The organism is Mycolicibacterium tokaiense, assembly GCF_010725885.1.
GTDB lineage: Bacteria > Actinomycetota > Actinomycetes > Mycobacteriales > Mycobacteriaceae > Mycobacterium > Mycobacterium tokaiense.
The window spans coordinates 4,022,866-4,043,085 of sequence record NZ_AP022600.1 but is presented as its reverse complement, the minus strand read 5'-3'; the positions used below and the strand labels follow the sequence as shown (position 1 = coordinate 4,043,085).

Genomic DNA, 20,220 nt, shown 5'->3' with positions numbered 1-20,220 from the left:
CTACAGCAGCCCCGCGATCCGGGCACCGACCTGCGAAGTCGAGAACTGCTGTCCGTCCAGCGTCGCCAGGTGCTCGGCCACGGCGCTGTCGACCCGCGCCGCGGCGTCGGCCTCTCCGACGTGGGCCAACAGCAGCGCCACGGACATGATGGCCGCCGTGGGATCGGCGATTCCCTGACCGGCGATGTCGGGGGCACTGCCGTGCACCGGTTCGAACATCGACGGGTTGGTGCGGGTGGCGTCGATGTTGCCGCTGGCGGCCAGCCCGATACCGCCCGCCACCGCCGCAGCGATGTCGGTGATGATGTCGCCGAACAGGTTGTCGGTGACGATCACATCGAAGCGACCCGGGTCGGTCACCAGATGGATGGTCGCGGCGTCAACGTGCTGGTAGCCCACCTCGACGTCGGGGAACTCCTGGCCCACCTCCGCGACGACGCGCGACCAGAGCTTGCCCGCGTAGGCCAGCACGTTGGTCTTGTGCACCAGGGTGAGGTGCTTGCGACGCGCCTGCGCCCGGACGAACGCGTCACGCACCACCCGCTCGACACCGAAGGCGGTGTTCAGGCTGACCTCGGTGGCCACCTCGTGTGGGGTGCCGGTCCGGATGGCGCCGCCGGTGCCGGTGTAGGGCCCCTCGGTGCCCTCCCGTACCACCACGAAATCGATGTCCGGCGCACCGGCCAGCGGGCTGCTCACCCCGGGGTACAGCTTGGAGGGGCGCAGGTTGACGTGGTGGTCGAGCTCGAACCGCATGCGCAGCAGCAGACCCCGCTCCAGCACCCCGCTGGGCACCGAGGGATCGCCGATGGCGCCCAGCAGGATCGCGTCGTGGCCCTTGAGTTCGTCGACCAGCCCGTCCGGCATCACCTCGCCGGTGGCGTGGTAACGCCGGGCGCCCACGTCGTAGGTGGTCTTGTCGACGCCGGGCAGCACGGTGTCCAGGATGGTGACGGCTTCGGCGATGACCTCGGGACCGATCCCGTCGCCGGGGATGACAGCGAGTTTCACGACAGGTCCACCACTTCCAGGGTCACGGCGTCGACGGCGGCGCGGAGCGCGGAACGAACATCGGCGGGCACATCCCGGTCCAAGCGCAGCATGATGGTGGCGCCCTCGCCGTCGGCGTCCTGGCTCAACTGCGCGGCGATGATGTTGACCTCGGCCCCACCCAGCAGGGTGCCGATCTTGCCCAACGCGCCCGGCTGGTCGTTGTAGTTGACGATCAGGTTGACGCCCTCGGCGCGCAGATCGAAGTTGCGTCCGTTGATCTGGACGATCTTCTGCACCTGCTGCGGACCGGACAGGGTTCCGGCCACGTTGTTGGTCGACCCGTCGGCGTAGACCGCGCGCACGTCGACCACGCTGCGGTGGTTGGGGCTCTCGGTCGCGGTACTCAGCTCCGCCACCACACCGCGTTCGGCGGCCAGCGCGGGCGCGTTGACGAACGTCACCTGGTCTTCGATCACCGCGGAGAACAGTCCGCGCAGCGCCGAGAGGCGCAGCACCTCAACCTCTTCGGAGGCCAGCTCGCCGCGCACCTGCACGGCCAGCGAGACCGGCAACTCGGCGGACAGGGCGCCCAGCAGCACACCGGCCTTGCGCACGATCTCCAGCCAGGGCGCCACCTCCTCGCCCACCACGCCGCCACCGACGTTCACCGCGTCGGGCACGAATTCGCCTGCCAGCGCCAGACGTACGCTCGCGGCGACGTCGGTGCCGGCCCGGTCCTGCGCCTCGGCGGTGGAGGCACCCAGATGCGGGGTCACCACCACCTGCGGCAGCTCGAACAGCGGGCTGTCGGTGCAGGGTTCGGTGGAGAACACGTCCAGGCCGGCGGCACGCACGTGGCCGCTGGTGATCGCGTCGGCCAGGGCGTGCTCGTCGATCAGCCCGCCGCGGGCGGCGTTGACGATGATGACGCCCGGCTTGGTCTTGGCCAGGGCGTCCTTGCCGATCAGGCCCGCGGTCTCGGGAGTCTTGGGCAGGTGCACGGAGATGAAGTCGGCGCGACCCAGCAGCTCGTCGAGCGTCAGCAGTTCGATGCCCAGCTGGGCGGCGCGGGCCGCCGAGACGTACGGGTCGTAGGCGACGACGTGGGTGCCGAAGGCGGCCAGGCGGGCGGCCACCAGCTGGCCGATGCGGCCCAGACCCACCACGCCGACGGTCTTGCCGTAGATCTCGGTGCCGGAGAACGCCGAGCGCTTCCAGGTGTGCTCACGCAGCGTGGCGTCGGCCGCCGGAATCTGCCGTGCGGCCGAGAGCAGCAGAGCCAACGCGTGCTCGGCAGCGCTGTGGATGTTGGACGTGGGTGCGTTGACCACCAGGACACCGCGGGCGGTGGCGGCGTCGACGTCGACGTTGTCCAGGCCGACACCGGCGCGCGCGACGATCTTCAACTTGGGCGCGGCGGCCAGCACCTCGGCGTCCACTGTGGTGGCCGAGCGCACCAGCAGCGCGTCGGCGTCCGCCACCGCGGCCAGTAGTTTCGGACGGTCCGGTCCATCCACCCACCGCACCTCCACCTGGTCGCCGAGGGCGGCGACGGTGGACTGGGCGAGTTTGTCGGCAATCAGAACAACAGGCAAGCTCACGGCAGACAGCGTAGTGGGCTCTAATTGTCCCGTGGACGTCACCATCGTCGGAAGCGGGCCCAACGGTCTGGCAGCTGCTGTTGTGTTCGCCCGAGCGGGGCTGTCGGTCCAGGTCTTCGAGGCGCAGAGCACCTGCGGCGGCGGGTCGCGCACTCTCCCCGACCCGGAGTTCCCGGGAATCGCCCATGACATCTGTTCGGCCATCCACCCCCTGGCGCTGGCCTCGCCGTTCCTCTCGGCATTCGACCTGCCCGCCCGCGGCGTGGCGCTGTCGGTGCCCGAGGTGTCCTACGGCAACCCGCTGCCCGGCCGGCCGGCCGCGATCGGGTATCGCGACATCGAGCGCACCGCCGCCGAACTGTCCGACGGGGCGTCCTGGCGACGGCTGCTCGGCCCGCTGGCGCAGCGCTCCCCCGGTGTGGTCGGGCTGCTGCTGGGCGACAAGCGCTCGGTGCCGCCGGATCTGCTGGCCGCCGTGCACGTCGCCCGTCGCATCCTCGAGCAGGGCACCCCGGCCTGGGGGCTGTTGCGCGGGGATGACGCCCGCGCGTTGTTCAGCGGCGTTGCCGCACATGTTATTTCACCGATGCCCTCCCTGGTGTGCGGAGGGGCGGGGCTGATGCTGGCCACGCTGGCGCACTCGGTGGGCTGGCCGGTACCCGTCGGTGGCAGTCAGGCCATCGCGGACGCCCTGATCGCCGACCTGCAAGCCCACGGCGGTGTCATCACCGCGGGTGAACCGGTCACGGCTGCGCCGCGTGGGGTGGTGGTCTACGACACCTCTCCCACGGCCCTGCTGGACTTCTACGGCGACCGGATCCCGCAGCGCTACGCCACGACACTGCGCAACTACCGTTTCGGCCCGGGCGTGGCGAAGGTGGACTTCGTGCTGTCCGGGGAGATCCCGTGGACCGATCCGCGATTGGCCGACGCGCCGACCCTGCATCTGGGCGGCACGCGGGAGAACATGGCGGATGCCGAAAAGGAGATCGCCGCGGGCCGCCACCCCGAGTGGCCGATGGTGCTCGCCGCGCTTCCGCACCTGGCCGACCGCGGCCGCATCGACGCCGCCGGACGCCGTCCACTGTGGACGTATGCCCACGTCCCGTTCAATTCGTCCGAAGACCAAACCGAAACCGTCACAGGCATTTTCGAGAAGTTCGCGCCCGGCTTCCGGGACCTGGTGGTGGCGGTGCGCAGTACCCCGGCGGCGCGACTGGACCACCACAACGCCAACCTGATCGGCGGCGACATCGGGGTGGGCGGCAACAACATGTTCAGCGCGCTGACCGGCCCGGCGCTGCGCCTCAACCCGTGGACCACCCCGATCTCGGGGGTGTACCTGTGTTCGTCGGCGACCCCACCGGGTGGCGGCGTACACGGCATGGCCGGCTTCTACGCGGCCCGCACCGTGCTGAAACGCGAATTCGGCATCAAGACCGTGCCGAGCCTGGCACCCTGACGGTTGTGTTCTCGGAGAATGGGTAGAAAAGCGCTGTGACCGCAACCGGCGACGTCCCCACCGCGTTCGACCCGGGCGCGGATTCCTATGACGCCCTGGTGGGCGCCAACCCGGGCTACAACGAGCACCTACGCCTGTCCGCGCAGCGCATGAATCTGCCGAACGGCGGTCGCGGCCTACGCCTGCTGGACGCCGGGTGCGGCACCGGCCTGTCCACCGCGGCGCTGTTGGCCGTCGCCCCGGAGGCGGAGATCGTCGCGGTCGACGGGTCGGCCGGCATGCTCGCCCAGGCCCGCAAGAAGAACTGGCCGGACTCGGTGAGCTTCGTGCACAGCTACATCGAGCGCATCGCCGAGGCGGGGGTGCACGGCCCGTTCGACGGCATCTTCGCCGCTTACCTGATCCGCAATGTGAACGACGCCGATGCCCAGTTGCGAGCGTTCCGGGAGCTGCTGAAACCCGGGGGGACACTTGCGGTGCATGAATACTCGGTGCGCGACTCCCGGGCGTCCACCGCATTGTGGAATTTCGTGGCCACCGCGGTCATCATCCCGACCGGCAAGTTCCGCACCGGCGACGCCCAGCTGTACCGGTATCTGCGCCGCAGCGTGAACCGCTTCGACGGGGCGTCGGCATTCCAACAGCGCTTGCGGACGGCAGGATTCACCGACGTCCGCAGCGAGACCGTGCCCGGATGGCAGCGCAACATCGTGCACACTTTCCTCGCGCAGGCGCCCGCTTAGATTTATCCTGGTCAGCGGAGCACAGGGGGCCGCCATGACCGACGATCACACCGTTGTCGGCCGCACGGTGGCCATCCTCGACTGTGTGGTCGAAGCTGCCGGACCTCTGCCGCTGGCCATCCTGACGCGCCGCACCGGCATCCCGAAGCAGACGGTCCGCCGGATCGCCGGCGACCTCACCGACCGCGGCATGTTGCGCCGCACTTCCGAGGGTTATCTACCCGGAGACCGGTTGCTGCGCCAGGGCCTGCTGTCAGCACATCGGCAGCGCACGGCCATCACGGTGCAGCCCTATCTGCAGGATCTGCACACCCGGACCCGTGGTCAGGCCGCCTGGTTCGCCCGGATGAACGACGGTGTCCTCACACTGGCGGGTGCGGCGTTCGGCCGTGACCAGGCCGTCGAGATGACCTGGCCCTGCTTCCCGTCGGTCTCGCGGATGGGGCCGGCCATGGCGCTGTTCGCCGTGGGCCGCATCGAAGCCGCCGAGAACCCCGAGATGGCCGCCGACGTCCTGCGGGGCGGGTGGACGCCGTTCACACGCCACTCGGTCACCGATCGCGGCCGGTTGCGCTCGCTGCTGGACCAGGCCAGGGACACCGGTTTCGCCCACGAAGCCGAGCAGACCGCATTGGGGGTGTCGTGTATGGCGGCCTCCCTGCGGGATTCGGACGGCAACCTCATCGGGGTGCTCGGGGTGGGCGGACGCAGCAACGCCATCGAAGCGCGCGGCACCCGGTCCGCCCTGCTCTCCCTGGCCAATGACCTCTCCGCAGAGATCGCCGACGCCGAACCCTCGGCGCTGGATGTATGGAACACACCGATCTTCAACCGGCGCACCGAGATCGGGTACACCTGGCCCACGGGCTGACGTATCACTCAGTGGTACGGCGCCGCTGCGCATCGGCGCCGGGGTGCCGCAGAGTGCGGGCATGACCAGTCGACAGACCTTCACCGCCGCCACCGCGATCACCGCACTCGCGGTCACTACGGGGGTGTCCGCGGCCCGGCCCGCACCCATTACCGCGCAGGCCCCGTTCCTGGGCGCCACCACCGTGGCGCCGGACATCCCGAACCCACCGCAGCGCACCGCGGCCCTGACGACGGCGGCGCTGGTCATCGCCAGCCTGCCGCCCGAGGCGTCCGCCGTGCGTCCGATCTTCGCCGTCGCCGTGGATCCAGCGGCCGCGCCGGCGTCCACCATGTGGACACTGCGCGCCGTGGTCCAGGCAGATCCGGCGGCGAGCCCGAGACTGTCTGCGGCACAACCGTTGTCGTACCTCCACGATGGCCACGGGCCATCCGGACTGGCATTTGTGCCCACGTCCGCGGGACCCGGCGTGTTCGCGGCATCCGGGATCGTCGCCGCCGATCCCATCAACGCGTTTCTCTTGGCCGTCACCCTGGGCGCCATCGGCAACGGGGCCAACGGCACCACCCCGGGTGCCGACGGCAGCAACGGCGGCTGGCTGATCGGCAACGGCGGCAACGGCGCTGCCGGCGCACTCGGCCAAGCGGGCGGCAACGGGGGCAACGGCGGACTGCTGTTCGGCAACGGCGGCAATGGCGGGGCCGGCGGGGCGGGACTCGCCGGGGTCGACGGCGCTGTCGGGATCGATGGCCTGCCCGCAGTGGAAGGCGGCGCGGGCTCGGCGGGCACCGCCGGTGGCACCGGCGGTGCGGGCGGTCGCGGCGGTAACGGCGGCCTGTTCATCGGCAACGGCGGCGACGGGGGCGCAGGCGGAGCCGGCGGCACAGCCGGGAACGGCGGCGCCGGCGGGACCGGCGGAACGGCCGCCGCGCTCAACGACCGCGGCGGCATCGGTGGCGCGGGCGGCACAGGTGGTGGCGGCGGAATCGGAGGCAATGGCGGAGCCGGCGGTAATGGTGCGCTTTACCTGGGCGCCGGCGGCACCGGCGGCGTTGGTGGCGCCGGGCAGTCCGGCGGCACGGGGGGCACCGGCGGGACGGGCGGCACCAACGGTGGCAGCGGCGCCCTCGTCGGGGAGAACGTCAACGGTGGCACCGGGGGAACCGGCGGCGGTGGTGGCGCAGGAGGGTTCGGTGGAGCCGGCGGCGGCAGCGGACTGCAAGGAACATTCGGCCCCGCAGGGGCAGACGGGGCAGACGGCGACGGCGGTAGCGGCGGCGAGGGTGGCACGGGAAGTCCCGGAATCGACTTCGCACTGAACTCACCCATCGGCGGCGGCGGCGGCCGAGGTGGCGCCGGTGGAGCCGGCGGCGGAACCAGCGGCGACGGAGGTACCGGCGGTCGCGGCGGCACCGGCGGCGCGGGCGCCGGAACCCCGCAGGACCCGGCCGTGATCAGCAGAGGTGGTACTGGTGGTACCGGTGGCACCGGCGGAACAGGTGCCACCGCGGGACTCGGCGGCACCGGCGGTGCCGGAGGCAGCGGTGGCGACACTGGGGTGGGCGAGATCGATGTCGACCGACCGGGCGTCGGGGGCACCGGCGGCAGAGGCGGCCAGGGAGGTGCCGGAAACGGCAATGGCGGTAATGGCGGAACCGGCGGGAAGGGGAACGCCGATGTCGGGGGCGGCACCGGAGGAAGCGGCGGGGTCAGCGGCGGCGGAGCACCGGGCACGGCGGGCAGCCCCGGGCAGTCTCCCGACGACGGCGCCGCCGGAGGCGCGGGCGGCGCAGGCGGCGCCGGCTGAAAAACGAAGTCGGCGCGCTGGTAACCGCTGTGCGGTTACCAGCGCGCCGAAATCGCGTGGTGCTTAAGCCGTTTCGGTGATCGGCCGGTCGACCCAGCTCATCAGGTCGCGCAGCTTCTTGCCGGTGACCTCGACGGGGTGCTCGGCGTTCTTCTTGCGCAGCTCTTCGAGCTCCTTGTTGCCACCTTCGACGTTGGCGACCAGGCGCTTGACGAAGGTACCGTCCTGGATGTCCTTCAGCACGGCCCGCATGCGGTCCTTGGTGGCGTCGTCGATGATGCGCGGGCCGGTGATGTAGCCGCCGAACTCAGCGGTGTCGGAGATGGAGTAGTTCATCCGCGCGATGCCGCCTTCGTACATCAGGTCGACGATCAGCTTGAGCTCGTGCAGCACCTCGAAGTACGCCATCTCGGGGGCGTAACCCGCCTCGACCATGACGTCGAAGCCGGCCTTCACCAGCTCCTCGGTGCCGCCGCAGAGCACCACCTGCTCGCCGAAGAGATCGGTCTCGGTCTCTTCCTTGAAGTCGGTCTTGATGACGCCGGCGCGGGCACCGCCGATGGCCTTGGCGTAGGACAGCGTGAGCGCCTGGCCCTCACCCTTGGGGTCCTGGGCGATGGCGATCAGCGCGGGCACACCTTTGCCGTCGACGAACTGGCGGCGCACCAGGTGGCCGGGGCCCTTGGGGGCGACCATGCCGACGGTCACGTTGGCCGGAGGCTTGATCAGGCCGAAGTGGATGTTGAGGCCGTGGCCGAAGAGCAGCGCGTTGCCGTCCTCGAGGTAGGGCTCGATGTCGCTGGAGTAGATCTCGGCCTGCGCGGTGTCCGGCGCCAGCAGCATGATCACGTCGGCCCACTTGGCCACTTCGGCCGGGGTGTCGACAGCCAGGCCCTGCTCTTCGACCTTTTCGCGGGACTTCGATCCCTCACGCAGGCCCACCTTGACGTCGACGCCCGAGTCGCGCAGCGACAGCGAATGCGCATGCCCCTGGCTGCCGTAGCCGATGACGCCGACCTTGCGTCCCTGGATGATCGACAGGTCTGCATCGTCGTCGTAGAACATCTCAACTGCCACTGTTACTTCTCTCTCTTCCTGTTCGCTATGCGCGCTTATTTGCCGATGCCGCGCGGGCCGCGCGCCAGAGTGACCATTCCGGACTGGGCGATTTCGCGGATGCCGTAGGGCTCCAACAGGCGCAGCAGCGCCTCGAGCTTACCGGGCGTGCCCGTGGCCTCGACGGTGAGTGACTCCGCGGACACATCCACCACTTTTGCCCGGAACAAATTGACAGCTTCGATGATCTGTCCGCGGGTGGCCGCGTCGGCGCGCACCTTGATCAGAGCCAACTCGCGGGAGACCGAATTCTCCTCGTCCTGCTCGACGATCTTGATCACGTTGATCAACTTGTTGAGCTGCTTGGTGATCTGCTCCAGCGGAAAATCCTCCACCGAGACCACGATGGTCATCCGCGAGAGGTTCTTCTGCTCAGTGGCACCGACCGCCAGCGACTGGATGTTGAAGCCGCGTCGCGAGAACAGTGCGGCCACGCGGGCCAGCACGCCGGGTTTGTCCTCGACCAGCACGCTGAGTGTGTGGGTGGTGGCCATCAGGCGTGCCCTTCTTCCACGTCACCGAACAGCGGGCGGATGCCGCGCGCGGCTTGGATCTCGTCATTGCTCACGCCGGCTGCCACCATGGGCCACACCTGCGCGTCCTTGCCGACGACGAACTCGATCACCACCGGTCGGTCGTTGATGGCCCGGGCCTGGTTGATCACCTCCTCGACGTCTTCCTCACGCTCGCAACGCAATCCGACACACCCCAGCGCCTCGGAGAGCTTGACGAAATCGGGGATGCGGCGGGTGTGGGTGGACAGATCGGTCTGGCTGTAGCGCTCTTGATAGAACAACGTCTGCCACTGTCGAACCATCCCCAGGTTGCCGTTGTTGATCAGTGCCACCTTGATCGGGGCACCCTCGATGGCGCAGGTGGCCAGCTCCTGATTGGTCATCTGGAAGCAGCCGTCGCCGTCGATGGCCCACACCTCGGCCTCAGGCCGGGCGAACTTGGCGCCCATGGCCGCCGGGACGGCGAAGCCCATGGTGCCCAGACCGCCGGAGTTCAGCCAGGTTCGGGGATTCTCGTACTTGACGAACTGCGCCGCCCACATCTGATGCTGCCCCACCCCGGCCACGTACACCGCGTCGGGTCCGGCGATCTCACCCAGCTTGGAGATGACGTACTCGGGGCTCAGGCTGCCGTCGCTCTGGGGGGCGTAACTCAACGGGTAGGTCGAGCGAACCGTGGACAGGTACTCCCACCAGTTCGCCATGTTCAGCGATGCCGACCCGATCCCCTCCGAGCGCAATGCCTCGATCAGATCGGTGATCACGTTGCGGACGTCGCCGACGATAGGGACGTCGGCGTGCCGGTTCTTGCCGATCTCGGCGGGGTCGATGTCGGCGTGAATGACCTTCGCCTCCGGCGCAAACGAGTCCAACTTGCCGGTCACGCGGTCGTCGAAGCGGGTGCCCAGAGCGATCAGCAGATCGCTCTTCTGCAGGGCAGCCACCGCGGCCACCGTGCCGTGCATACCCGGCATGCCCAGGTTCTGCGGATGGCTGTCCGGGAACGCCCCGCGCGCCATCAGCGTGGTGACCACCGGGATGCCGGTCAGCTCGGCCAGATCCAGCAGCTGCTCGTGTGCCTCGCCGCGGATGACGCCGCCGCCGACGTACAGCACGGGCTTGCGGGCGGCGGCGATCAGCTTGGCCGCCTCACGGATCTGGCGGCTGTGCGGCTTGGTGTTCGGCTTGTAGCCGGGCAGGTCCATCTCCGGCGGCCAGCTGAAGGTGCATTCGCCCTGCAGGATGTCCTTGGGGATGTCCACCAGCACCGCGCCCGGGCGCCCCGACCGGGCGATGTGGAAGGCCTCGGCCATCACCCGGGGGATGTCGTTGCCGTCGCGGACCAGGAAGTTGTGCTTGGTGATCGGCATGGTGATGCCGGAGATGTCGGCTTCCTGGAACGCGTCGGTGCCGATCAATCCACGGCCCACCTGACCGGTGATGGCGACGACGGGGATCGAGTCCATCTGGGCGTCGGCCAGCGGGGTCACCAGGTTGGTGGCGCCGGGGCCGGAGGTGGCCATCATGACGCCGACCTTGCCGGTGGCGTGGGCGTAACCGCTGGCCGCGTGGCCGGCGCCCTGCTCGTGGCGGACCAGCACATGGCGCAGCTTCTGCGAGTCGAACAGCGGGTCGTACACCGGCAGCACAGCGCCGCCGGGAATCCCGAAGATGACGTCGACGTCGAGTTCCTCGAGTGAGCGGACTACCGACTGGGCACCGGTGAGCTGATGCGGCGCAACCCTTTTCGGGGCGTTGTTGACTGCGGGCTTACCAGCATGCACCGGGGTTCCGTTCGCCGGCTTGGGCGCGGCGGGGTCCGGTGGTCGCTTCGTGGGTGCGCTCACGGTGTCCTCTGTAGTCATCTTGTCGGGTTACTTACGTGCGAATCCGGTCGGCAGGCAACAAAAAACCCCCGTCAGCGAGGTGCTGTCCGAGGGTTGCGCGTTGGCGGTGCGAGTAGCTAAAAGCGGTCACGCACCAACGCGCTGACCAATTACTACGAGCATGCCGAGAAGACGCATAACACGTGACGTTAGCTTCCGCACAGCTGATGAGTCAAATTTGGACCGCGACCCAGAAGTGGGAGGATGGTAGACGTGACTTCTCCATCTGCGCGAACCGACAAACCGACCGTGATCCGGATGTCGCAGATGGCGCACTTTGCAGTCGGATTCTTCACCCTGGGCTTGCTGATCCCGGTGCTGAGCTGGCCGTGGACTGCTCCGGTGCTGCTGCTGCCGCTGGTGCTGTCGGCGTGTGTCGTGCGCTGGCGCACCGTGGCCGACCGCACCGGCGTCACCGCCCGCTCCCTGCTGGGCAGCAGGACGGTGGCATGGGAGGAGATCGAGGGGCTGCGGTTCGTCAAGAGCGCGTGGGCCCGCGCCCAGCTCACCGACGGCAGCACGCTGCGGCTGCCCGCGGTGACGTTCGCGACGCTGCCACTGCTGACCGAGGCCAGCGGGGGCCGGGTGCCCAACCCCTACAAGTAGATCAGCCCAACGGGTTGGCGCCGTTGAGCAGCACCCACACCGCGACTCCGGCCCCAACGCCGAGCAACAGTGCCACCACTGATCCGATGAACGGCCGGCGCGCCCAACCGCGGCCCGCGTCGAATCCGTAGCGCCCCGGGCCGGCCAGGATGAGCGTCACCGCGATGACGATCAGCGTGATCTGGAATTCCTGACCGCCGGGCAGGAAGAACGCCAGCCCACCCTGCTCGGACATGGCAGCCAGTAGGCCGTTGACCAGGAACGCCAGGGCGCCGGCGGCGGCCACCGGCGTGCACAGCCCCAGCACCAGCAGCACACCGGCGGCAACCTGCCCACCCGCCGCCACATAGGTGAGGATGTCCGCGTGCTGGTATCCCAGGCCCTCGATGGACTGCTGGAAGCCACCCAGCCCGCTGCCGCCCCACCAGCCGAAGAGCTTCTGCAGGCCGTGCACGATCATCAGGGCGCCGAACCCGACGCGCAGGACCATCAGACCCAGGTCCTGGGTGCCGCGGCGGTTCTCTCTGCGGGCCCGGTCGTAGTCCTCGGGCTCGATCTCGGTGGGCCCGATCATCGGGCCGCGGGCCGCCTGCGGCTGCACGTAGGGCAGCGGTTCCGGATCGCTGAGCACCCCGAGTCCGGCACTGGGCGGCTGACTGCTGTACCCCACGGACCCGTACGGGGAAGCCTGCGGCACGGACTGCCCGCCGTGCGACGAGGGATACTCGCCGTAATGGGGAATGGTGGTGGTTTCGAAATCGCCACCGTAGGTCGCCGATGGCAGGTCGTCCTCGGGGTCGACCAGGCTGGCCGAACCCGGCTTGGAAGTACCCGTGCTTCCGGCAGAACCGGTCGCGGTGTCGGGCCGCTGCCAGAGTGGGTCGTTCGCTGCACTCGTCACGGCTGCCAGGGTAAGACCAAAATCCCAGGATCCCGGGATTTGAGCGGCGCTTTTACATGCCGAATTGATGACGTTTCCCTGGCTGGGTCCTGGGCGGGCCGCCCGGGCGTGGCGAACAGGTGCGAACAATCCGTAACCTGGCTGGCATGGTGAACCGGCGGGCGAGCACCTCGTCACGGAAACGGCGGGTGCTGACGGCCTCGTGTGTGGGGCTGGCGGCCACACTGGTTCTGGCCACCGGCTGCGCCCGATTCGACGACGCCCAGTCCCAGCCGTTCACCACCGAGCCGCAGATGGCACCGCCGCCTCCGACGACGCCTCCTCCGCCGCCTCCGTTGCCGGCCAAGCCCTTCCCCAAGGAGTGCCCGGCCCCCGGCGTCATGCAGGGCTGTCTGGAGAGCACCAGCGGCCTGATCATGGGCGGGGACGGCAAGACCGCCCTGGTGGCCGAGCGCACCACGGGTGCGGTCAAGGAAGTGTCGATCAGCGCCGAGCCGAAGGTGTTTCTGACCATCCCGGTGGACGGCTCCGGTGACGGCGGGCTGCTCGACATCGTCAAGTCCCCCACGTACTCGCAGGACCGGTTGATGTACGCCTACATCAGCACCCCGACCGACAACCGGGTGGTCCGCATCGCGGACGGCGATGTCCCGAAAGACATCTTGACGGGGATTCCCAAGGGCGCCACCGGGAACGCGGGCTCGCTGGTGTTCACCAGCCCGACCACCCTGCTGGTGCAGACCGGCAATGCGGGTGACCCGGCCGCAGCCGCCGATCCGGCGTCGTTGGCCGGCAAGGTACTGCGCATCGAACAACCCACCACGGTGGACCAGGCGCCCACCACCACGGCCATGTCCGGGATGGGCGCCGCCGGGGGCATGTGCGTCGACCCGGCAGACGGCGCGCTCTACGTCACCGATCGCACCCCCACCGCCGATCGGCTCCAGCGTGTCACCAAGGACTCCCAGGTCTCGACGGTGTGGGAGTGGCCGGCCAAGCCCGGAGTGGCCGGCTGCGCCGCGCTCGAAGGCACGGTGCTGGTGAACCTGGTGAACACCAAGCAGACGGTCGCGGTGCGATTGGCGCAGGGCACCGGCGCGGTCACCGGCGAACCCGAGGTGGTGCGCCAGGACGAGCACGGGCACGCGTGGGCGTTGCAGCTGTCCGGCGACGGAAACGTCTGGGCAGCAACGGTCAACAAGACCGAAGGTGATGCCGGCCGGCTCGACGACGTGGTGTTCCCGCTGTTCCCGCAGGGGGGCGGCTTCCCGCGCAGCGAGGCCGAGATCACCTGATAATGATCCGGTGGCAGTCATCTCCCGCGGGTTCGGTGCCCGCAGGCGCGAATCGGAACCCGAACTACCGCCCGGGCAGTATCTGACGACGGACTTCCCCGTGCTCTCGGCCGGTCCGACACCGCAGATCGAGCTCACCGAATGGCAGTTCGTGATCGCCGACAGGTCGGGTCCGCTGCAGAGTTGGTCCTGGGACGAGTTCACCGCGCTGCCCGCAGAGGACGTCCACACCGACATCCACTGCGTCACCCGATGGTCCAAGCTCGGCACTCAGTGGCGCGGCGTGTCCCTGGCGGAGATCTTCGCCGGCGTCTCGACGTCCGACGACTACACCATGGTGCATTCCTACGGCGGTTACACCACCAACATCCCGCTGGCCGATCTGCTCGACGGGCAGGCCTGGCTGGCCTACGAGTTCGACGGCGAGCCGCTGGAGCCCGAGCACGGCGGCCCGGTGCGGCTGCTGGTGCCGCACCTGTACTTCTGGAAGAGCGCCAAGTGGGTCAGGGGCATCGTCCTGCAGCCCGACGACGACCCCGGGTTCTGGGAGCAGAACGGCTACCACACCTACGGCGATCCGTGGCAGGAGCAGCGCTACTGGTGAGCGCCACGTGGTACACCGCGACGGTCGCCGACTCACGGCGGGCGACCCCCGACGGAGCCCTGCTGACCTTGCACGTGCCCGGCTGGCCGGGCAGCCTGGCCGGACAGCACGTTGATGTGCGACTGACCGCCGAGGACGGGTACCAAGCGGTGCGCTCCTACTCACTGGCCTCCTATGGACCCGCGCAGCAGGTGGAACTGGCCGTCGACCGTCTCCCCGACGGGGAGGTGTCGCCCTACCTGGTCGACGACGTGCGCCCCGGTGATCAGATGGAGATCAGAGGGCCCATCGGGGGTTACTTCGTCTGGCGCCCCACCCAATCCGAGGCCGTCCAACTGATCGCAGGCGGCTCCGGGGTGGTGCCGCTGACGGCGATGGTGCGGGCGCACCGGGATTCGGGGAGCACGGCGCAGATGCGCCTGTTCTATTCGGTGCGCACCCGCGAACACGCGTATTTCGCCGACGAGCTCGCCGCGACCGACGGCGTGCAGGTGCACTGGCAGTACACCGCCACCGCCGGCCGCATCAACGCGGCCGCGGTGGCTGCCCACACCATCGGCGCGCCCCTGCGGCCCTCGGTGTACGTCTGCGGCTCAACGGGTTTCGTAGAGCGCGCCGCGTCGTTGCTGGTGAGCGCCGGACATGATCCGATGCGCATCAGGACCGAACGCTACGGCGGCACCTAGAACGTCAGCCGGCTCCGCACGCCGCCAACACCAGCTCACGCACCCGCGCGGCGTCGGCCTGGCCCTTGGTGGCCTTCATGACCTGCCCGACGATCGCGCCGGCGGCCTGCACCTTGCCGCCGCGGATCTTCTCGGCGATGTCGGGGTTGGCCGCCAGCGCCTCGTCCACGGCGGCCTGGATCAGGGAGTCGTCGCGGACCAGCGCCAGGCCGCGGGCGGTCATGACCGCCTCGGGCTCGCCTTCGCCGGCGAGCACACCTTCGACCACCTGCCGGGCCAGCTTGTTGGACAACTTGCCCTCATCGACGAGCTTGACCACCGCGGCCACCTGCGCCGGTGTGATGGGTAGCGCCGAAACCTCGACACCACTCTCGTTGGCCTTCTGCACCAGGAAGTTGCCCCACCAGGCGCGCGCGGACTCGCTGGACGCGCCGGCAGACACGGTCGCCGTCACCAGTTCGATGACGCCGTTGTTCACCAGATCGCGCATCACCTCGTCGGAGATGCCCCAGTCCTGCTGAATCCGCTTGCGCGCCAACCAGGGCAGCTCGGGAATGGTGGCGCGCAACCGCTCCACCAGTTCGTCGCTGGGAGCCACCGGCTCGAGGTCGGGCTCGGGGAAGTACCGGTAGTCTTCCGCGGTTTCCTTGGCGCGGCCTGGGCTGGTGTAGCCGTCCTCGTGGAAGTGCCGGGTCTCCTGGGTGACGGTGCCGCCCGCCTCCAAAACCGCTGCCTGCCTGCGCATCTCGTAGCGCACCGCAACCTCGACACTCTTGAGCGAGTTGACGTTCTTGGTCTCGGTGCGGGTACCGAACTCCTTGGCGCCCTTGAGTTTCAGTGACGCATTGGCATCGCAGCGCATCGAGCCCTGATCCATCCGGACGTCGGAGACGTCGAGGCCACGCAGCAGGTCGCGCAGTGCGGTGACGTAGGCGCGGGCGATCTCCGGGGCCCGCGCGCCGGTGCCCTCGATCGGCTTGGTGACGATCTCGATCAGCGGCACACCCGCACGGTTGAAGTCGGCCAGCGAGGTGGTGGCGCCGGCGATGCGGCCGGTCTCGCTGCCCAGGTGGGTGAGCTTGCCGGTGTCCTCTTCCATGTGGGCGCGTTCGATCTCCACCCGCCAGGTGCTGCCGTCGTCGAGCGGCACGTCCAGGTAGCCGTTGACCGCGATCGGTTCGTCGTACTGGCTGATCTGGTAGTTCTTCGGCTGGTCGGGGTAGAAGTAGTTTTTCCGCGCGAACCGGCCCCACGGCGCAATACTGCAGTTGAGCGCCAGGCCGATCCGGATGGCCGACTCCACGGCGGCCTCGTTGAGCACCGGCAGGGCGCCCGGCATACCCAGGCACACAGGGCAGACCTGGGTGTTGGGCTCGGCGCCGAAGGTGGTGGAGCACGGGCAGAACATCTTGGTCGCGGTGGACAGCTCGACGTGCACCTCGAGGCCCAGTACGGGGTCGTACTTGGCGATCACCTCGTCGTAGTCGAGCAGTTCAGCGGTGGCGACAGTCATGCGTCGATCCTAATGGTGCGGCCCTCAGCCGAAGAACGCCGCCGCATCGTCGTAACGGCTCTGGGGCACCAGTTTGAGTTGCTTGGTGGCGTCAGCCAGCGGCACCCGGCCGATGTCCTGGCCCCGCAGCGACACCATCATCCCGTACTCACCGGCATGCGCTGCGTCGGCGGCGTTGACCCCGAAGCGGGTGGCGAGCACCCGGTCGTACGGCGTGGGGGTGCCGCCACGCTGGACGTGGCCCAGCACCGTGGTGCGCACCTCTTTGTTCATCCGCTTCTCCACCTCGACGGCCAGCTGCTGGGCCACCCCGGTGAAGCGCTCGTGACCGAACTCGTCCATGCCGCCCTGCAGCAGCTGCATCGACCCCTCGGCCGGCTTGGCACCCTCGGCCACCACACAGATGAAATGTGAATCTCCGCGCTGGAAGCGTCGTTTCACCAGTCGGCAGACCTCTTCGACATCGAAGGGCTGCTCCGGGATCAGCGTCATGTGGGCACCGGAGGCCAGGCCCGCGTTCAGGGCGATCCAGCCGGCGTGGCGACCCATCACCTCCACCAGCATCACCCGCTGATGCGATTCTGCGGTGCTGTGCAGGCGGTCGATGGCCTCGGTGGCGATGGTCAGTGCGGTGTCGTGACCGAATGTCACGTCGGTGCAGTCGATGTCGTTGTCGATGGTCTTCGGGACACCGACCACCGGCACCCCTTCGTCGGCCAGCCAGCTGGCAGCCGTGAGCGTGCCCTCGCCGCCGATCGGGATCAGTACGTCGATCCCGTTGTCCTCCAGCGTCTGCTTGATCCGGTCGAGGCCGGCGCGCAGCGTGTCCGGGTTGGTGCGGGCGGTGCCCAGCATGGTGCCGCCCTTGGCGAGCAGGCGGTCGTTGCGGTCGTCGTTGGCGAGCTGGATCCGACGATCCTCCAGCAGCCCCCGCCAACCGTCCAGGAACCCCACGACCTGCGAGCCGTACCGCGCATCGCTGGTCCGGACCACCGCCCGGATGACGGCGTTGAGTCCAGGACAGTCGCCCCCGCCGGTCAGAACTCCAATACGCATGCTTCTATCCTGCCCTCTCAGACTGCGGTCGGCAGCGCACCGCGAGCCACCTCGTACGCGGCGCCCACACGGTAGAGCCGGTCATCGGCCAGCGCGGGTGCCATGATCTGCAGCCCCACCGGAAGGCTGTCGTCGGGCGAGAGGCCTGACGGCACCGACATGCCGCAGTGGCCCGCCAGGTTCAGCGGCAGGGTGCACAGGTCGAACAGGTACATCGCCAGCGGGTCGTCGACCTTCTCCCCCAGGCGGAACGCGGTCGACGGTGTGGCCGGTGAGACCAGCACGTCCACCTTCTTGTACGCCTCGTCCAGGTCGCCGGCGATCAGGGTGCGAACTTTCTGCGCCTGGTTGTAGTACGCGTCGTAGTAACCCGCCGACAGCGCGTACGTTCCGATCATGATGCGGCGCTTGACTTCTGGGCCGAAGCCGGCGGCGCGGGTGAGCGCCATCACCTCTTCGGCGCTGTGGGTGCCGTCATCGCCGACGCGCAGGCCGTACCGCATGGCGTCGAAGCGCGCCAGGTTGGACGACACCTCCGACGGCAGGATCAGGTAGTAGGCCGCCATCGAGTGATCGAAGTTGGGGCAGTCCACCTCGCTGACCTCGGCGCCGAGCGCACTGAGCTGCTCCACCGCCGCGTTGAAGGAGGCCAGCACCCCCGGCTGGTAGCCCTCCCCCTGGCGCAGTTGCTTGACCACTCCGATCCGCACCCCGGACAGATCGCCGGTGGCGCCGGCCCTGGCGGCGGCCACGACGTCGGGCACCGCGGCGTCGACGGACGTCGAATCCCGCGGATCGTGCCCGGCGATGACGGAATGCAGCAGTGCGGTGTCGAGCACCGTGCGGGCGCACGGCCCGCCCTGGTCCAGCGACGACGCACACGCCACCAGGCCGTACCGCGACACGGTGCCGTAGGTGGGCTTGACGCCGACGGTGGCCGTCAGGGCGGCGGGCTGACGGATCGACCCGCCGGTGTCGGTGCCGATGGCCAGCGGCGCCTGGAATGCCGCCAGCGCCGCGGCGCTGCCGCCGCCGGACCCGCCGGGCACCCGGTCGGTGTCCCACGGGTTGCGGGTGGGGCCGAACGCCGAGTTCTCCGTCGAGCTGCCCATGGCGAACTCGTCCATGTTGGTCTTGCCCAGGATCGGGATGCCGGCCGCGCGCAGCTTGGCGGTGACGGTGGCGTCGTACGGCGAGGTCCACCCCTCGAGGATCTTGGAGCCACAGGTGGTGGGCATGTCGGTGGTGGTGAACACATCTTTGAGTGCCAGCGGGACACCGGCCAGCGCCGACGGCAGCTGCTCGCCGGCGGCGACGGCAGCATCGACCTCGGCCGCGGCGGCCAATGCCTTGTCGGCGGCCACGTGCAGGAACGCGTGATACCGCTGGTCGGTGGCCTCGATCTGGTCCAGGTGCGCCTGCGTGACCTCGGCAGACGAGAACTCTTTGGCGGCGATACCGTCGGCCAGCTCGGCGGCGGTATGGCGGATCAGGTCGGTCACTGGCTCTCCCCCAGGATCTGCGGAACGGCGAAGCGGCCGTCGACGGCGTTGGGCGCCTCGGCCAGCGCCTCCTCCTGGGTCAGGCAGGGCCCCACCACGTCGGGACGGGTGACGTTCACTTCCTTCAGCGGGTTTCCGGTGGGCGCGACATCGGTGACGTCGACGGCCTGAATGCGGCTGACGTGCTCGAGAATCGCATCCAGCTGACCGGAGAAGCTGTCCAGTTCGTCGTCGGTCAGCGCCAGTCGGGCCAGTCGGGCCAGGTGGGCCACGTCATCTCGGGAGATCTGGGACACGGGTGACCAGCCTACAGATGTAAAAGGCGTCGACCTGCGCCCGGAGTAGGCCCACGCAGTCGGCCAAAAAAACGACACTGTGCGACAGTGTTGCGCGTGCCTTCGTATCTGCTGCGGGTCCAGCTGGACGATCGACCGGGCAGCCTCGGCTCTCTGGCCGTCGCGCTCGGGTCGGTGGGCGCCGACATCCTGTCCCTCGACGTGGTGGAGCGCACCTCGGGTTACGCCATCGACGACCTGGTGGTGGACCTCCCGCCCGGCGCCATGCCCGACATGCTGATCACCGCGGCCGAGCGGCTCGAGGGCATTCGCGTGGACAGCATCCGCCCGCACACCGGGCTGCTGGAGGCGCACCGCGAACTGGAGCTCATCGACCACATCGCCGCGGCACCGCCGGCGGGCAAGCTGCAGGTGCTGGCAGACGAGGCCCCGCGGGTGCTGCGGGTGGGCTGGTGCACGGTGGCCCGCCACAGCGAAGCCGGGATCGAGCGGGTGGTGGGCAGCCCGGCAGCCCCGGAGACGCAGGCGCAGTCAGCCCCATGGTTGCCGTTGGAGCGTGCGACGGTGCTCGACGGCACCGCCGACTGGGTGCCTCAGGTGTGGCGCGACTTCGACACGACGTTGGCCGCCGCCCCGCTGGGCGACCCGCACGTCGCGGTGATCCTCGGGCGCCCCGGCGGCCCCGACTTCCGCCCCTCCGAGGTGGCCCGGCTCGGGTATCTGGCCGGCATCGTGGCGACCATCCTGCGCTGAGGGTCACTCCCGGC

Annotated in this window: 19 protein-coding genes; 9 read left to right on the top strand and 10 right to left on the bottom strand. The window is 69.3% G+C overall.

Annotated elements, in window-relative coordinates; translation table 11 throughout:
* Together G6N58_RS19685 and serA are read right to left on the bottom strand one after the other, a co-directional pair.
* Positions 1 to 1,011, bottom strand: a complete 1,011-nt coding sequence (locus tag G6N58_RS19685; protein WP_068916307.1) for a 3-isopropylmalate dehydrogenase — start codon at positions 1,009 to 1,011, stop codon at positions 1 to 3.
* The gene (gene serA / locus G6N58_RS19680) at positions 1,008 to 2,594 is read right to left on the bottom strand and encodes a phosphoglycerate dehydrogenase (RefSeq protein ID WP_068916306.1); all 1,587 of its coding nucleotides are present in this window, start codon (positions 2,592 to 2,594) and stop codon (positions 1,008 to 1,010) included. The genes G6N58_RS19685 and serA overlap by 4 nt, the downstream gene beginning before the upstream one ends.
* A 31-nt stretch (positions 2,595 to 2,625) precedes the next feature.
* On the opposite strand from serA, the gene G6N58_RS19675 reads away from it, so the two are divergent.
* From G6N58_RS19675 to G6N58_RS19660, 4 genes are all read left to right on the top strand, one after another.
* Positions 2,626 to 4,056 (top strand): phytoene desaturase family protein, encoded by a 1,431-nt coding sequence (locus G6N58_RS19675; RefSeq protein ID WP_115277582.1) that lies wholly within the window; start codon positions 2,626 to 2,628, stop codon positions 4,054 to 4,056.
* Positions 4,057 to 4,091: 35 nt separating this feature from the next.
* Positions 4,092 to 4,799, top strand: coding sequence for a class I SAM-dependent methyltransferase (locus G6N58_RS19670; RefSeq protein ID WP_163908272.1), 708 nt, complete (start codon positions 4,092 to 4,094; stop codon positions 4,797 to 4,799).
* Positions 4,800 to 4,833: 34 nt separating this feature from the next.
* Positions 4,834 to 5,670, top strand: coding sequence for an IclR family transcriptional regulator (locus G6N58_RS19665; protein ID WP_115277583.1), 837 nt, complete (start codon positions 4,834 to 4,836; stop codon positions 5,668 to 5,670).
* A gap of 61 nt (positions 5,671 to 5,731) precedes the next feature.
* Entirely contained in the window at positions 5,732 to 7,477 is a 1,746-nt protein-coding gene (locus tag G6N58_RS19660) for a PGRS repeat-containing protein (protein ID WP_163908269.1), read from the top strand.
* Between the two features lie 63 nt (positions 7,478 to 7,540).
* Here the strand turns inward: G6N58_RS19660 and ilvC are convergent, their stop codons facing one another.
* The 3 genes from ilvC to G6N58_RS19645 are packed head-to-tail and all read right to left on the bottom strand — an operon-like array spanning position 7,541 to position 10,955.
* Positions 7,541 to 8,542, bottom strand: coding sequence for a ketol-acid reductoisomerase (gene ilvC / locus G6N58_RS19655; protein ID WP_179968228.1), 1,002 nt, complete (start codon positions 8,540 to 8,542; stop codon positions 7,541 to 7,543).
* Positions 8,543 to 8,589: 47 nt separating this feature from the next.
* Positions 8,590 to 9,087 (bottom strand): acetolactate synthase small subunit, encoded by a 498-nt coding sequence (gene ilvN / locus G6N58_RS19650; RefSeq protein WP_068916299.1) that lies wholly within the window; start codon positions 9,085 to 9,087, stop codon positions 8,590 to 8,592.
* Positions 9,087 to 10,955 (bottom strand): acetolactate synthase large subunit, encoded by a 1,869-nt coding sequence (locus G6N58_RS19645; protein WP_068916298.1) that lies wholly within the window; start codon positions 10,953 to 10,955, stop codon positions 9,087 to 9,089. Before G6N58_RS19645 ends, ilvN begins: the two co-directional genes overlap by 1 nt.
* Before the next feature lie 243 nt (positions 10,956 to 11,198).
* Between G6N58_RS19645 and G6N58_RS19640 the strand changes: the two genes are divergently transcribed.
* Complete coding sequence (locus tag G6N58_RS19640; protein ID WP_083230667.1) at positions 11,199 to 11,600, top strand: PH domain-containing protein; 402 nt, start codon at positions 11,199 to 11,201, stop codon at positions 11,598 to 11,600.
* Between the two features lies 1 nt (position 11,601).
* On the opposite strand, the gene G6N58_RS19635 is transcribed toward G6N58_RS19640, so the two are convergent.
* On the bottom strand, positions 11,602 to 12,501 hold the full coding sequence (locus tag G6N58_RS19635) for a DoxX family protein (protein ID WP_115277585.1): 900 nt from the start codon (positions 12,499 to 12,501) through the stop codon (positions 11,602 to 11,604).
* Positions 12,502 to 12,647: 146 nt separating this feature from the next.
* On the opposite strand from G6N58_RS19635, the gene G6N58_RS19630 reads away from it, so the two are divergent.
* From G6N58_RS19630 to G6N58_RS19620, 3 genes are read left to right on the top strand one after another with little or no spacing between them, the layout of a single operon-like run.
* Positions 12,648 to 13,796, top strand: coding sequence for a PQQ-dependent sugar dehydrogenase (locus G6N58_RS19630; protein ID WP_083230666.1), 1,149 nt, complete (start codon positions 12,648 to 12,650; stop codon positions 13,794 to 13,796).
* Between the two features lie 10 nt (positions 13,797 to 13,806).
* Positions 13,807 to 14,400, top strand: a complete 594-nt coding sequence (locus G6N58_RS19625) for a molybdopterin-dependent oxidoreductase (protein ID WP_115277586.1) — start codon at positions 13,807 to 13,809, stop codon at positions 14,398 to 14,400.
* Positions 14,397 to 15,086, top strand: a complete 690-nt coding sequence (locus tag G6N58_RS19620; RefSeq protein ID WP_115277587.1) for an FAD-binding oxidoreductase — start codon at positions 14,397 to 14,399, stop codon at positions 15,084 to 15,086. The genes G6N58_RS19625 and G6N58_RS19620 overlap by 4 nt, the downstream gene beginning before the upstream one ends.
* 4 nt (positions 15,087 to 15,090) lie before the next feature.
* Here G6N58_RS19620 and gatB read toward each other — a convergent pair whose 3' ends face one another.
* From gatB to gatC, 4 genes are read right to left on the bottom strand one after another with little or no spacing between them, the layout of a single operon-like run.
* Entirely contained in the window at positions 15,091 to 16,599 is a 1,509-nt protein-coding gene (gene gatB / locus G6N58_RS19615) for an Asp-tRNA(Asn)/Glu-tRNA(Gln) amidotransferase subunit GatB (protein ID WP_115277588.1), read from the bottom strand.
* 24 nt (positions 16,600 to 16,623) lie between these two features.
* Positions 16,624 to 17,655 (bottom strand): ATP-dependent 6-phosphofructokinase, encoded by a 1,032-nt coding sequence (locus G6N58_RS19610; RefSeq protein WP_068916274.1) that lies wholly within the window; start codon positions 17,653 to 17,655, stop codon positions 16,624 to 16,626.
* Between the two features lie 17 nt (positions 17,656 to 17,672).
* On the bottom strand, positions 17,673 to 19,157 hold the full coding sequence (gene gatA, locus G6N58_RS19605) for an Asp-tRNA(Asn)/Glu-tRNA(Gln) amidotransferase subunit GatA (RefSeq protein WP_115277589.1): 1,485 nt from the start codon (positions 19,155 to 19,157) through the stop codon (positions 17,673 to 17,675).
* Positions 19,154 to 19,453: an Asp-tRNA(Asn)/Glu-tRNA(Gln) amidotransferase subunit GatC gene (gatC, locus tag G6N58_RS19600; RefSeq protein WP_115277590.1), complete on the bottom strand. Its 300-nt coding sequence runs from the start codon at positions 19,451 to 19,453 to the stop codon at positions 19,154 to 19,156. The genes gatA and gatC overlap by 4 nt, the downstream gene beginning before the upstream one ends.
* Before the next feature lie 87 nt (positions 19,454 to 19,540).
* Here gatC and G6N58_RS19595 point away from each other — a divergent pair, with 87 nt between their 5' ends.
* Positions 19,541 to 20,206, top strand: a complete 666-nt coding sequence (locus G6N58_RS19595) for an ACT domain-containing protein (protein WP_172544958.1) — start codon at positions 19,541 to 19,543, stop codon at positions 20,204 to 20,206.
* Positions 20,207 to 20,220 lie beyond the last annotated feature (14 nt).

Coding starts and splice junctions, on each gene's coding strand:
- G6N58_RS19610 (WP_068916274.1), bottom strand. CDS start 17,655: ATGCGTATTGGAGTTCTGACCGGCGGGGGCGACTGTCCTGGACTCAAC.
- G6N58_RS19660 (WP_163908269.1), top strand. CDS start 5,732: ATGACCAGTCGACAGACCTTCACCGCCGCCACCGCGATCACCGCACTC.
- G6N58_RS19640 (WP_083230667.1), top strand. CDS start 11,199: ATGGTAGACGTGACTTCTCCATCTGCGCGAACCGACAAACCGACCGTG.
- gatB (WP_115277588.1), bottom strand. CDS start 16,599: ATGACTGTCGCCACCGCTGAACTGCTCGACTACGACGAGGTGATCGCC.
- ilvC (WP_179968228.1), bottom strand. CDS start 8,542: ATGTTCTACGACGACGATGCAGACCTGTCGATCATCCAGGGACGCAAG.
- ilvN (WP_068916299.1), bottom strand. CDS start 9,087: ATGGCCACCACCCACACACTCAGCGTGCTGGTCGAGGACAAACCCGGC.
- G6N58_RS19665 (WP_115277583.1), top strand. CDS start 4,834: ATGACCGACGATCACACCGTTGTCGGCCGCACGGTGGCCATCCTCGAC.
- G6N58_RS19630 (WP_083230666.1), top strand. CDS start 12,648: ATGGTGAACCGGCGGGCGAGCACCTCGTCACGGAAACGGCGGGTGCTG.